General features: G+C 68.9%; 10 protein-coding genes. 4 read left to right on the top strand and 6 right to left on the bottom strand.

The genetic code is table 11. The features are described from left to right. Nucleotides 1–244: 244 nt before the first annotated feature. Nucleotides 245–2962 (top strand): AfsR/SARP family transcriptional regulator, encoded by a 2718-nt coding sequence (locus H5J31_RS23385; protein WP_328701583.1) that lies wholly within the window; start codon nucleotides 245–247, stop codon nucleotides 2960–2962. A gap of 378 nt (nucleotides 2963–3340) precedes the next feature. Here H5J31_RS23385 and H5J31_RS23380 read toward each other — a convergent pair whose 3' ends face one another. The 3 genes from H5J31_RS23380 to cofC are packed head-to-tail and all read right to left on the bottom strand — an operon-like array spanning nucleotide 3341 to nucleotide 7252. Then, on the bottom strand, nucleotides 3341–4276 hold the full coding sequence (locus H5J31_RS23380; RefSeq protein ID WP_181774774.1) for an NUDIX hydrolase: 936 nt from the start codon (nucleotides 4274–4276) through the stop codon (nucleotides 3341–3343). Continuing rightward, the gene (locus tag H5J31_RS23375; RefSeq protein WP_181774773.1) at nucleotides 4273–6588 is read right to left on the bottom strand and encodes an RNA degradosome polyphosphate kinase; all 2316 of its coding nucleotides are present in this window, start codon (nucleotides 6586–6588) and stop codon (nucleotides 4273–4275) included. The genes H5J31_RS23380 and H5J31_RS23375 overlap by 4 nt, the downstream gene beginning before the upstream one ends. Nucleotides 6589–6646: 58 nt before the next feature. Beyond that, nucleotides 6647–7252 (bottom strand): 2-phospho-L-lactate guanylyltransferase, encoded by a 606-nt coding sequence (gene cofC / locus H5J31_RS23370; protein ID WP_181774801.1) that lies wholly within the window; start codon nucleotides 7250–7252, stop codon nucleotides 6647–6649. 132 nt (nucleotides 7253–7384) lie between these two features. Between cofC and H5J31_RS23365 the strand changes: the two genes are divergently transcribed. The 3 genes from H5J31_RS23365 to H5J31_RS23355 all read left to right on the top strand — a co-directional run bounded on the left by H5J31_RS23365 (nucleotide 7385) and on the right by H5J31_RS23355 (nucleotide 9864). Further along, nucleotides 7385–8089: a lysophospholipid acyltransferase family protein gene (locus H5J31_RS23365; protein WP_181774800.1), complete on the top strand. Its 705-nt coding sequence runs from the start codon at nucleotides 7385–7387 to the stop codon at nucleotides 8087–8089. Next, nucleotides 8089–9114, top strand: coding sequence for an NAD(P)H-dependent glycerol-3-phosphate dehydrogenase (locus tag H5J31_RS23360; RefSeq protein ID WP_181774772.1), 1026 nt, complete (start codon nucleotides 8089–8091; stop codon nucleotides 9112–9114). The genes H5J31_RS23365 and H5J31_RS23360 overlap by 1 nt, the downstream gene beginning before the upstream one ends. A gap of 270 nt (nucleotides 9115–9384) precedes the next feature. Continuing rightward, nucleotides 9385–9864: a cysteine dioxygenase gene (locus H5J31_RS23355; RefSeq protein WP_181774771.1), complete on the top strand. Its 480-nt coding sequence runs from the start codon at nucleotides 9385–9387 to the stop codon at nucleotides 9862–9864. A 58-nt stretch (nucleotides 9865–9922) separates the two neighbouring features. Here H5J31_RS23355 and H5J31_RS23350 read toward each other — a convergent pair whose 3' ends face one another. The 3 genes from H5J31_RS23350 to H5J31_RS23340 form a co-directional block, all read right to left on the bottom strand. After that, nucleotides 9923–10933: an asparaginase gene (locus H5J31_RS23350; RefSeq protein ID WP_181774770.1), complete on the bottom strand. Its 1011-nt coding sequence runs from the start codon at nucleotides 10931–10933 to the stop codon at nucleotides 9923–9925. Nucleotides 10934–11143: 210 nt separating this feature from the next. Beyond that, entirely contained in the window at nucleotides 11144–11968 is an 825-nt protein-coding gene (locus H5J31_RS23345) for a class I SAM-dependent methyltransferase (protein WP_181774769.1), read from the bottom strand. Then, complete coding sequence (locus H5J31_RS23340; RefSeq protein WP_181774768.1) at nucleotides 11965–12345, bottom strand: VOC family protein; 381 nt, start codon at nucleotides 12343–12345, stop codon at nucleotides 11965–11967. The genes H5J31_RS23345 and H5J31_RS23340 overlap by 4 nt, the downstream gene beginning before the upstream one ends. Nucleotides 12346–12435 lie beyond the last annotated feature (90 nt).

Below are 12435 nucleotides of genomic sequence, written 5' to 3'. Positions count from 1 at the left end.
GCCAGAGTGAGCCAACGGCAGGGCCCCGCGCACGGCGCGGGGCCCTGCCGCAGTTTCCGGGTCGTTCCCCCGGTCCACCGGACACGGCAGGACGGAATGTCCGGAACCCGCTCTTGCCCGGCCGGTCTGTGCCACGCTTCTCGCCTGAGGAAAACGAGGCGGGGAACCCAGGATCGACACCGAAGGACAGGACTGGAGGGCGGCCACCATCGATATCCGGCTTCTGGGTCCGTTCCACGTACTCGTGGACGGATCGCCGCGTTCGCTCAGCAGTGCCCGGCAGCGCGCGCTGCTCGCCACCCTGGCGCTGTCGTGCGGCCGCCTGGTTTCCATCGACGCGCTCGCACGCGGTGTCTGGGGCGAGGAACCCCCGGAACGGATCCGCGGCAGCCTGCAGACGAATGTGATGCGCCTGCGACGACTGTTCGGTGAAAGTGTCGTGGTGACCGAACCGGACGGTTACCGTCTCGTTCTGGATCCCGGCCGGGTCGACGCGCTGCGGTTTTTGAGCCTTCTCGAAGAGGCCGTGGAAAAGGAACCCGCTTCGGAACGGGCGCTGCTGGCCGAGGCCATCGCGCTTTGGGGCGGGACGCCGCTGGAAGGCGTCGGATCCCCCACGCTGGCCGACGAATGGGGCCCGCTGCTCACCGAACGGTATCTGTTCGCCGTGGAAAGACGGATCGATCTGGATACCGGCCGGGTCGCCGAGGCGGAACTGGTCGCCGAATTGACCGATCTGGTCGCCCAGCATCCGCTTCGGGAATCGTTATGGGAAAGACTCGTGCGGATTCTCGCGCGTTCCGGCAGACGGGCGGAAGCGCTGGCCAGATACGCCCGGCTGAGGTCGCTTCTCGTCGATGAACTCGGTGTCGAACCGGGCGCGGAACTGCGACGACTGCACGCGGAACTGCTCGCCGCCGACGCTCCGATCACCCCGCAGCCCCTGCCCGTCACGGCTTCCCCGATCCCGCGCCAGCTTCCCTTCGACGTCGCGGGTTTCACCGGCCGGGAGACGGAACTGACCGAACTGGACGGGTTCCTCGGCCAGGGTGGGCCGACACGGATCGTGGTCATCGAAGGGACCGCGGGGGTCGGAAAGACCTCTCTCGCCGTCCATTGGTCGCATCGGCTGCGGGAAAGATTCCCCGACGGACAACTCTTCGTAGACCTACGGGGACATTCGGCCGGAACGCCGGTCACTCCGATGGACGCATTGTCCGGCTTCCTGCAGGCGGTGGGTGTGCTCGCCGACGCGCTGCCCTCCACAGTGGAGCAACGGTCGGCGGCGCTGCGCAGCAGGCTGGCCGGGACCCGGATGCTGTTGCTGCTGGACAACGCCCGCGACGCCGACCAGATCCGGCCGCTGCTGCCCGGTTCCGGCAACCTGGTCGTGGTGACCAGCCGGAACCAGTTGCGGGGCCTGGTGGCCCGGGAGGGCGCCCGCCGGATGTCGTTGCGCTCCTTGGACGAACACGCGGCGCGGGCGCTGCTCGCCGAGAGCGTCGGCCGGGAGCGGCTGGACGCCGAACCCGGCGCCGTGGCGGAACTCACCCAGCTGTGCGGTGGGCTGCCGCTGGCACTGGCGCTGGCGGGGGAGCGGGCGTCCCGGTTTTCGGGAACCTCGCTGGCCTATATCGTCGACGAACTGCGTGACCAGCGCGTCCGCCTCGATACCCTGCGGGATCCTCAGGACGCGGGCACCGATCTGCGAGCGGCGTTTTCGTGGTCCTACAAAGCGTTGCGCCCGGAGGCCGCGAGGCTGTTCCGGCTGCTCGGACTGTTCCCCGGGGTGCCGATCCGGGTTTCGACCGCGGCCGTCGCGGCGGGAACCGGTGTCCTCGAAGCACGGGAACTGATCGACCATCTGGCGTCGGCGCATTTGCTGAACCAGCCCCGTACCGACCGGTACCGGTTCCACGACCTGTTGCGGGTCTACGCGGCGGAACTCGCCGAAGACGACGTCCCCGGCGAACGCGAAGCCGCGCTGCGCCGGCTGATCGACTGGTACACCGCCGCCGTCGCCGCGGCGAACCAGCTCATCCGGCCGGACCTGCTCACCGCGGATGTCAGGCTGGAACCGGTGGACGGTCCGTCGCTCGGTTTCGCCGACCACGAGGAAGCGACCGCTTGGTACATCGAGGAACGCCCGGCGCTCGCCGCGCTGGTCCGCGTCGCCGCCGAACACGGCTGGGCTTCCCGCGCCTGGAAACTCGCGTGGCTGCTGCGCGCGTTCTACACCGAACGCCACGACCAGGAGGACTGGCTCGCCACCGCGGAACTCGCCGTCGAGGCCACGCGGGCCGCGTCCGACTCGCTGGGCCTGCAGTACGCGGCGAACAATCTCGGATCCGCCTACCTGCGGGCACTTCGTATCGACGAGGGCCTGGAGGCGTTGGAGGAGGCCAGGAAGGCGTCCGCGGAGACCGGCGGCTCGGAGGTCACCGTCGCGATCTTGTCGAATCTCTCGGGGGCCTACCACCTCCGCTCCGAATTCGAGAAGAGCGAACAACTCGCCTCCGAGGCCGCGCGACTCGCTGCCGAAGCCGGACAGCGGACCTTCGTCCCGCACGCGCTCCTCAACATCAGTGCGAGCCGAATCGGCATGGGCGCCTACGACGGCGCCGTCGAAGCCGCGCTCGAGGCGAGACAGGCGTTCGCCGATCTCGGCGACCGGTACCACGCGGCGCTCGCCCTCTCGAACTCCGGTGAAGCGCTCGAGGGCGCGAAGCGGTACGAGGAAGCGGAGGCGAGCAGCTCCGCCGCGCTGGCCGAACTCCGCGCTCTCGGCGCCGAGTACGGGACCATCGACACGCTCAGCACACTGACGAAGATCATGCTGAGCATGGGCAGGACCGAAGACGCGCAGGCATATGGAGCCGAGGCGCTGGCCGTATGCCAGCGCCTCGGTGATCCCCGTGCCGAAGAGATCCGGGCGATGCTGTCCGTTCCACCCCCAGGCTGAACGGCTGAACATCGTGGGATGCGGTTACCCCACAAGGGACACGGTCGGAGTAAACCAAGCCGCGCTGTCAGCTCGCTGTCACGCCTTCGGCGGTATGCCCGAGGTACTTGTGGGTGATGGCAACGTAATCGGTCACCTACTTGCGGTGGCCGCGGGAGGCGTCGGTACAGCTGGTCGTGAGTGGCGATTCGGGTTAGAACCCGAATCGCCACTCACGACCCGGACGTCCCAGCAGGGCCGCCGCGAAGGCGTGTTGCGAAAGCCACGTTCGCAACGTTCAACGTTGCGAACGTGGCTTTCGCAACATCGCCCGCGAGGCCGGCGCCGAATCGCGGCACGCGGCACGACACGTTTGCCTTGCCTCGCGAGGGTCCGACGTCAGGGATGCGCGGGCGCCGGCGTGGGCAAAGGCGACGCGAAGTAGTCCGCGGCCACCAGGACCGGACCGTCCGACCCGGTCGGTGCGCGGAACGACAGCACCCAGAACGAGCCCTTCTTCGACGGCACGACACCGCCGCGTGCGGCGGGGAGGTCGACGCCGTCACGGTCGGCCAGCGCGCTGACCACGTCCGGGATCACGCCGCCCTGGCTGGAGATCACCGGTGTCCCGCCGTCGCCGGCGATCGCGAGCAGCCGTGCGACGCCGAGTACCGGGTCCGGCCAGTAGCCCTCTTCCGACAGCAGGGCCTCGTGCCGGATCTCGGCCCCGAGGTCTTCGGCGAGCCCGTTCACCGTCTGGACGCAACGGAGTCGCGGCGCGGAAAGCACCCTGTCCGGTGCGTAGTGCCGCAGCACCACTCGCAACGCCTCGGCCTGCCGCTGTCCGGCGTCCGACAGCGGACGCAGGTCGTCGTCGCCGTTCCACTCGTCGCGTTTACCCGCTTTGGCGTGCCGAACCAGGATCACCGTGGTGAGTTCGGCGGGTAGTGCGGAGAACTCGCGCAGCACGCGGACGTCCTCCGGCCGCGAGAGCAGCTTCTCCGCCGCTTCGGGGTCGAGCCAGCGCAGTTCGTCTACCTCTTCATTGACGGCGAAGGTGCCCGAAGCCACCCGAGCGGAGAAGTAGTCGACGGTCTTCGGCTGTCCCGCCACGGTGTACTCGGTCCGGAACAGGTACCGGCCGAGTACCGCCTCGAATCCGGTCTCCTCCCGGATCTCGCGGACCGCGGCCTGCGCGATGGTCTCGCCCGGATCCAGCTTTCCCTTCGGCAGCGACCAGTCGTCGTACCTCGGCCGGTGCACCAGCGCGACCTCGGTCCGGTCCCCGTCGCGCCGCCAGAGGACGGCGCCCGCCGCCCGGATGATCGCGCTCATCCGGCCGCCCCGTGCCGCTTCGCCAGCTCGACCTGGTGGTCGCGGACGTCGTCGCCGGACGCGGGGAACGGCGTCCACTCACCGGTGGAGTTCAGCACCCAGCACCGGGTCGACGGATGCAACGCGGACTCGAAGATGTAGTCCAGCTGCGCCGTCAGCTTCGGATCCTTGACCCGCACCAGCGCCTCGATCCGGCGGTCCAGGTTGCGGTGCATCATGTCCGCGCTGCCGATCCACTGCGTGCCGCCGGCGCGGAAGTTGAAGATGCGCGAATGTTCGAGGAACCGGCCGAGGATCGAGCGCACGTGGATGTTCTCGCTCAGCCCTTCGACGCCGGGCTTCAGCGCGCAGATGCCGCGGACGACGACGTCGACCGGCACTCCGGCCTGCGAAGCGTGGTACAGCGCGTCGATCACCTGCTCGTCGACGAGCGAGTTGCACTTGATCCGGATCCCGGCGGTCTGGCCGGCGCGGGCGAGTTCGATCTCCTCGCCGATCGCGCGCACGATGCCGCGGCGGATACCGTGCGGCGACGTGAGGATGTTGCGGTAGGTGTCCTGCCGGGAGTACCCGGTGAGCACGTTGAACAGGTCCGTCAGGTCCGCGCCGATCGTCGGGTCGGCGGTCAGGATGCCGAGGTCCTCGTAGAGCCGCGCGGTCTTGGGGTTGTAGTTGCCGGTCCCGATGTGGCAGTAGCGGCGGATGGTCGAACCCTCCTGGCGCACCACCATCGACACCTTGCAGTGCGTCTTCAGTCCGACGAGCCCGTAGACCACGTGCACGCCGGCGCGTTCCAGCGTCCGCGCCCAGGTGATGTTGGCCTGTTCGTCGAACCGCGCCTTGATCTCGACCAGCGCGACGACCTGTTTGCCCGCCTCGGCCGCGTCGATCAGCGCGTCGACGATCGGGGAGTCACCCGACGTGCGGTACAGCGTCTGCTTGATCGCCAGCACCTTGTCGTCCGCCGCGGCCTGTTCGATGAACCGCTGGACGCTGGTGGAGAACGAGTCGTACGGGTGATGCACGAGGACGTCGCCCTCGCGCAGCGTCGCGAACACCGACTTCGGCGTCTCGCGCTCACCGAACGCGGGATGCGTGGCGGGTACGAAGGGACGGTCCTTGAGTTCCTTCCGGTCCACACCGGACAGCTGGTGCAGGCAGGTCAGGTCCAGCAGACCGGGGACCTCGACGACGTCACGCGGGTCGACCTCCAGCTCGCGCAGCAGCAGTTCGAGCATGTGCTCGCTCATGTCCTGCGCGACCTCGAGCCGCACCGGCGGCCCGAACCGGCGCTGGGCCAGTTCGCGCTCCAGCGCCTGCAGGAGGTCTTCGTCACGGTCCTCTTCGACCTCGAAGTCCGCGTTGCGGGTCACCCGGAAGACGTGGTGCTCGGTGACCTCCATACCGGTGAACAGCTCGCTGAGGTGAGCGGCGATCAGCTCCTCCAGCGGGAGGAACGTCCCGGTGCGGCTCTCGCGCGGCTGCTGCTCGATCCGCATCAGACGCGGAACGTTGCTCGGCACCTTGACGCGCGCGAACCGTTCGGTGCCACCCTCCGGATCGCGGACGGTGACGGCCAGGTTGAGCGAAAGGCCCGAAATGTAGGGGAACGGGTGCGCGGGATCGACGGCCAGCGGTGTGAGCACCGGGAAGATCTGCTCGCTGAAGTAGTTGGACAGCCGGAGCTGGTCGGCGCCCGCCAGGTCGTTCCAGCCGACGATGTGGATGTCCTCGTCGGCCAGCTGCGGCCGCAGGTGCAGCTCGAAGGCGTTGGTATGCCGTTCGACCAGGTCCTGGTTGCGTTTGGCGATGTAGGCCAGCTGCTCGCGCGGGGTGAGCCCGTCCGCGCTGCGGACCGGCAGGCCCGTCTCGTCGCGGCGCTTCAGCCCGGCGACCCGCACCATGTAGAACTCGTCCAAATTGGACGCGAAGATGGCCAGGAACTTGGCGCGTTCGAGCAGCGGCTGCGACTCGTCCTCGGCCAGCGCGAGCACGCGCGCGTTGAAGTCCTGCCACGACAGCTCACGGTTGAAGTACCGGTCGTCGGGCAGCGTCTCGACGGCGGTGGGCGCCGACGTCACCGCGGGCGGCGCGGCCGGCAGCGCGCGGAACTCCTGGGCGGGACGGCTCGCCGAGCCACCGCGGGTCGCGCGGATCGCCGCACGCGGGGTGCTGGTCTTCCCCGCGGGGCTGCTCTTTCTCGCCCGGACGGGTTTCGTCTCCTCGCCGGGGAGGGACTGCTTCGCGGCGGAGGTCTTCCGCTTCCTTGCTGGGTTCGGGGTGCCGCCGTCGTTTGTGCTCACGGACTTCATTGTTCACCACTCAGGGCGATTATGTGCGCCCCGCGGTGGTCGTCCGGGTGAACTCCCGTCACATCACCACGCAGGGTGTTCCCAGCACCGCCGACGTGCGCTTTCCGACACCGAGGGTGCGGACGTGAGCGAGATCATCCGCGGTGTCCACATCACTTCGGAGTGATTCCGCGCCGATCGTGAGCGGGATCGCACCGGAGACGGTGTGCGCCCGCGCCGAACCCGCGCCGAACCGGGGTTCGAGCGGCCGTCCGGCCCCCGCGAGCAACAGCGTCGTGCCCGTGCCCTGCCGGTCCGCGACGAACGCCCGGCGTCCGGCGGCCTCGGCGAGCGCCGCGGTGAGGTCTTCGGTGCGCAGCGCGGGCAGGTCGGCCTGCAGCGCGCCGACGAGACCGTCCGGTGTGTCCCGGCGCAGCAGTTCCGCGCCGAAACGCAGGGCCGCGTTCAAACCGCCCCGCGACGGTTCGGCCACGATCTCGACGCCCAGCTCGGTGAGATCCGCCACCGACGCCGGGTCGGCGGCGACCACCAGCACCCGCCGGACCCCGTCCGCCGAGGTCACCGCGGACAGCGTGTCGTGCGCCAGCGCCAGCACCAGTTCGGGGTGCCGTTCGGGCACCACCGCGCCGCGCAACCGCGACTTGCCCTCCACCGGGCGCTTCATCGGCACGATCAGGTCGATCCCCGTAACGCTGTCCACGTCTATCTTCTTACCCGACCCTCCCTGGACCGCGCTCGCGTGCGCGCGGCAGGATCAGTGGTCAGGGACGGACGCGTCGACTTCGAGGAGGACGAATTGGCCCGGCGTGAGAAGGGCGGCTTCTGGGTTGGCGTCGCCGCCGCACTGTTCTACCCGGCGACCGCCATCGGCAAGCGGGTCTACCGCAACACCGAGCGGATCCCCCGCGAAGGCGGCGCGCTGCTGCTGCTCAACCACGTGTCCCATATGGACCCGGTGGTGGACGCGGTGTTCGTGCACCGGATGAAGCGGGTGCCGCGGTTCCTCGGCAAGGAGAGCCTGACCAGGACCCCGCTGTTCGGCAAGATCTTCGTCGGCGCGGGACAGATCCCGGTCTCGCGGGGTTCCGCCGCGGCCGGCGACAGTCTCAAGGCCGCCCACCAGGCGTTGCGCGACGGCAAGGTCGTCGTGATCTACCCGGAGGGCACGATCACCAAGGACCCGGACGGCTGGCCGAAGAAGCCGTTCACCGGTGCCGCGCGGCTCGCGCTGGAGACCGACGTGCCGGTGATCCCGATCGCGCGCTGGGGCACGAACCACATCTTCAACGGCTACACGAAGAAGTTCACGCCGTTCCCGCGCAAGAAGATCACGCATCTGATCGGCGAACCGCTGGACCTTTCGGCCTACAAGGACGGTTCCACGCGCAGCGCGTCCAAGCTGCGCGAGGTCACCGAGCTGATGATGACCGAGATCACCACCCTCCTGGCGGAGATCCGCCAGGAGGAACCGCCCGCGAAGAAGCCGGGGGACGACGCCTGATGGCCGGAACCGCCACCGAGGTCCAGCGCCTGACCGTGCTCGGCGCGGGATCGTGGGGCACGGCGTTCGCCAAGGTGCTCGGCGACGCCGGCCGCGACGTGACCATGTGGGCCCGTCGGCCCGAGGTCGCGGCCGAAATCCGGGAACGACACAGTAATTCGTCCTATTTGCCGGATGTCGAACTGCCCGCGCGGATCACCGCGACCGCGGATCCGGCCGAAGCCCTCGACGGCGCGCAGGCCATCGTCCTCGCGGTGCCGAGCCAGACGTTGCGGACCAATCTTTCGGAGTGGTCCGGTCTGCTGCCGTCCGACGCGATCCTGGTGAGCCTCGCGAAGGGCGTCGAACTGGGCACGCTCAAGCGGATGAGCGAGGTCATCGCCGAGATCGCGCGCGTCGACGACGGTCAGATCGTGGTGGTTTCCGGGCCGAACCTGGCGAAGGAGATCGCGCAGGGACAGCCGTCGGCGGCTGTCGTCGCCTGTACGGACCACGACAACGCCAAGGCGATCCAGCAGGCGAGTTTCAACCAGTACTTCCGGCCGTACACCAACACCGACGTCGTCGGCTGCGAACTGGGCGGCGCGTGCAAGAACGTCATCGCGCTGAGCTGCGGGATGGCGGCCGGGCTGGGACTCGGCACCAACACGATGGCCACGCTGATCACGCGCGGGCTCGCGGAAATGGCCCGGCTCGGCGCGAAACTCGGCGCCGACCCGCTGACCTTCGCCGGGCTCGCCGGCGTCGGTGACCTGGTGGCGACGTGCTCGTCGCCGCTTTCGCGCAACCGGACCTTCGGCGAGCGGCTGGGCCGGGGCGAGACCCTGGAGCAGGCGCTGACCGCGGCGGGCGGGCAGGTCGCGGAGGGCGTCAAGTCGTGCACGTCGATCCGGGAGCTCTCGATGAGCCTCGGTGTCGACATGCCGATCACCGACGCGATGCACCGCGTGTGCCACGAAGGAGTCGACCCGCGCAAGGCGGGCGCGGAGCTGCTCGGGCGGTCGCAGAAGCACGAGTGGTCCTGACAGCGCAAGGAAGACCGCAAGATCGCGACAGACCGGGGCGGATTCGTGCTGCCAGCATGGTCTTCAGGTGCAGAACTCACGGTCCACGGTATGAGATCGGTTGACCGCCGGGCTCCGCACTGGTTCGCTGAGGGCATGTTCGCACGTGGGATGACTGTGTCGCGGGGCCTCTCGGGTCTTGGCGCTGTCGCGTGTGCGTCGTGTCGCTGTTGTCGGTGAACCCAGACCCGGCCCAGCTCGACACCTTCTTCCTTATGCGAGGACTCCGTCATGTTCGCCGTCCCGGACAACACGCTCGTCATTCCCGAAAACCCCGCCCTGCGCCACCCGGTGCGCGTCGCGCTCGAGTTCGCCGCGGACCGTGACCGCTGGCGTCACCTGCTGCGGTACGACCCCGAGGAACGCTTCTCCGCACTCGTCGCCAGCGACGAGATCGAGGAGATCTGGCTGATGAGCTGGCTGCCCGGCCAGCACACCGACCTGCACGACCACGAGTTCGCGGCGGGCGCGTTCACCGTGGTCAGCGGCCGGTTGAGCGAGACCGTCGCCCGGCGCGCGTCCGATGGCCGGGCGGTGACGGAGCTGCATTCGCTGACGACGGGCCAGTCACGTGTCTTCGGTCCCGGATACATCCACGAAGTGCGCAACGAGGGGCCGGATCCCGCCGTCAGCGTGCACGTCTACCGCCACCAGCCGCGCGCCATGCGTCCCTACCATCTGGACCCGATCTCCGGCCCCTCCCGCATTTAGTCCTCTGAACGCGTTCCTTGCGTGTGCAACTACAGCATTCAGAGGACTGAACGCGACGTCAGGTGAGGTCGCCTCGCAGTCGGAACTCGGCCTCAACGCGGTCTCGCGAGGCACCGGTGGCGAGCAGGGTGTGCAGCAGGAGCCGGGATTTACGCGGGTCGAGCCAGCCGGCCATGGTCACGCCCATCGCGATCAGATCCGTCTCCGAACCGCGGAAGCCATAGGTACCGCGGAACGTCGGCCCGGCGCCGGTGCGGCCGGCGACCACGATCGGCACCTCCGGCAGCACGCGCTCGATCACGTCGGCGGTCCCGGCCGAAACGTGCCCGGCGCCGTTCGCGGCGAGCACCACTCCCTTGACCCCGGCCTTGACCAGCGTCTCCAGGAGTTCGCCGGTGTCTTCGACCCCACTCTCGACGATCGGCACCAGCCCGGAGAAGTCCGCGTCCCGCAGCGACAACGCCGCCGACCGCTCGGCGACCGGATGGAAGTAGTGCACCGCGCCCTCGGCGAGCAGTCCCAGCGGCCCGGCGGGATTCGAGGAGAACGCCTCGACGTGGCTCGAATGCGCCTTACGGACCCAGCGGCCCGCGTGGACGTCGTCGTTGAACGCGACCAGAGAACCGCGGCCCCGGCTGCGGGGTTCGGCGGCGACGGTCAGCGCGGCGAGCAGGTTCGCCGCGCCGTCGGCGCTGGGGAGACTGGGGTTGCGCATGGCGCCGGTGATCACGATCGGCGCGTCGGAAGCCCAGGTCAGCTCGAAGAAGTACGCGGACTCTTCGAGTGTGTCCGTGCCCTGGACCACGACGACGCCTTGAGCGCCTTCGTCCACGGCGCGGGCGGCCCAGTCACGGGTCTTCACGAGCGTCGCGAAGTCCATCGACGCGCTGGACATCCCCGCGAGCGTCTCCGCGCGGACGTCCATCGCCAGATCCTCGCCCAGATCGCCGAGCAGATCCGCCGCGCTCAACCGGGGGACCGCACGGTCCTCCCCGTCGCCGGGAACCATGGAGATGGTGCCGCCCAAGGCGGCGACGGCGACAAGGGGCCGTCGGGGATCGCTCGACATGTCGCCATTCTTCAAAGTCCGCCGGGTCCGGGGCAAGTGATCGTGACCGACCTGGGAACGCGTTTAGTCCTCTGGATGCGGTCCTTGCGCGTGCAACTACCGCATCCAGAGGACTAAACGCGGTGATCTCGTGGATCTTGGGTCGGTAGGTGTCCGGCCGGTGGGTGCTGCGAAATCCCGCGGGGCGAGCGTCACGCCCGCGCCCGGGTCTCAGGAGCGTTTGACGGCCTCGATGGTGAAACTCGCCGCCAGCCGCTGTGGATCCTTCGTCAGACGCCACTCCTCGGTCGCCTCGTCCAGGGTCATGAATCCGGGCAGCGCGTTCCACGGCACGCTGTCGTGCTCCACCAGCTTCGTCAGCGTCAACCCCGCGTCGAGCAGCGACATGACGATCTCGCCGATACCGTGGTTCCACTCGTGCGTCCGGTTCTGCTGGAACGACACGTCGGTGTCCACATAGGTCCCCGGCTCGTCGAAGACCATCGGCTCGGACTGCTCGAAATACGGGTAGTGCGGGGTGATCAGCGGCTGCGTCTCGTCGAGGGTCCCCAGCATCGGGTGCATGTCGCGGATGAACAGCCGCCCGCCCGGCTTCAGCAGCGCACCGACGACCTTGCCCCAGCGCGCGATGTCGGGAAGCCAGCAGATGGCACCGATCCCGGTGTAGACGAGGTCGAACTCCCCGGCTCCCAGTACGTCGGTGGCACCGTACACATCGGACTCGTGGTAGTCGATCTCCGCGCCGGTCTCGGCCGCCAGCCGTCGCGCGATCTCCAGCGCAGGCGCGGAAAAGTCCAGTCCGGTCATCCGCGCGCCGAGGCGTGACAACGAAAGCGTGTCCGTGCCGATGTGGCATTGCAGGTGTACTCCGCGCGCACCGGAGACGTCGCCGAGCAGCGGCCGGTCGAAGGTGACCACGCCGCTGAGATGAGCCGGGTCCGCGACGAACTTCTTGTAGCCGTAGTCCACGGACTCGGCGTGCGCCGGAGCGCGTTCGTCCCAGTTCGCTCGGTTGACGTCGAGGTACTCGGTCACGCCGTCGCGGCCTTTTCGGCGGCGCTGCGCAGGATGCAGAACTCGTTGCCCTCGGGGTCGGTGAGGACGGCCCAGCCGGTGCCGTCGGGGTTGCGACGGTCGTGCAGCAGGGTGGCGCCCAGCTTCAGCACGCGCTCCACCTCTTCGTCGCGCGGGATGTCCGGCTGCAGGCAGAGGTGCATGCGGTTCTTCACCGTCTTGGGTTCGGGGACCTGCCCGAAGAACAGGGTGACGCCGTTGCCCAGCTCGATGATCGCCTCGGGATCCCCGGGCACGTCGTCGTCGGCCATCGGCTTGCCGACGACGCCACTCCAGAACTTGCCCAGTTCGTAGGCGTCGGCGCAGTCGAAGAAGAAGTTCTGCACAACAGAGGTCATGGACCCGCAGTCTGCCCGAGCCCGCGGAGCCCGGCCACCCGTTTATCGAGGGCGAGAGGTCTCACGGAAGGCGTTGCGAAAGCCACTTTC

Origin of the sequence: Amycolatopsis pittospori (assembly GCF_013870525.1) — a bacterium.
GTDB lineage: Bacteria > Actinomycetota > Actinomycetes > Mycobacteriales > Pseudonocardiaceae > Amycolatopsis > Amycolatopsis pittospori.
This window is presented reverse-complemented; position numbering and strand designations above follow the sequence as displayed.

Bases quoted from the DNA above. Each gene is read 5' to 3' on its own strand.
- H5J31_RS23355 (WP_181774771.1), top strand. From the start codon at position 9,385: ATGTTCGCCGTCCCGGACAACACGCTCGTCATTCCCGAAAACCCCGCC.
- H5J31_RS23380 (WP_181774774.1), bottom strand. From the start codon at position 4,276: ATGAGCGCGATCATCCGGGCGGCGGGCGCCGTCCTCTGGCGGCGCGAC.
- H5J31_RS23350 (WP_181774770.1), bottom strand. From the start codon at position 10,933: ATGTCGAGCGATCCCCGACGGCCCCTTGTCGCCGTCGCCGCCTTGGGC.
- H5J31_RS23360 (WP_181774772.1), top strand. From the start codon at position 8,089: ATGGCCGGAACCGCCACCGAGGTCCAGCGCCTGACCGTGCTCGGCGCG.
- H5J31_RS23375 (WP_181774773.1), bottom strand. From the start codon at position 6,588: ATGAAGTCCGTGAGCACAAACGACGGCGGCACCCCGAACCCAGCAAGG.
- cofC (WP_181774801.1), bottom strand. From the start codon at position 7,252: ATGAAGCGCCCGGTGGAGGGCAAGTCGCGGTTGCGCGGCGCGGTGGTG.
- H5J31_RS23340 (WP_181774768.1), bottom strand. From the start codon at position 12,345: ATGACCTCTGTTGTGCAGAACTTCTTCTTCGACTGCGCCGACGCCTAC.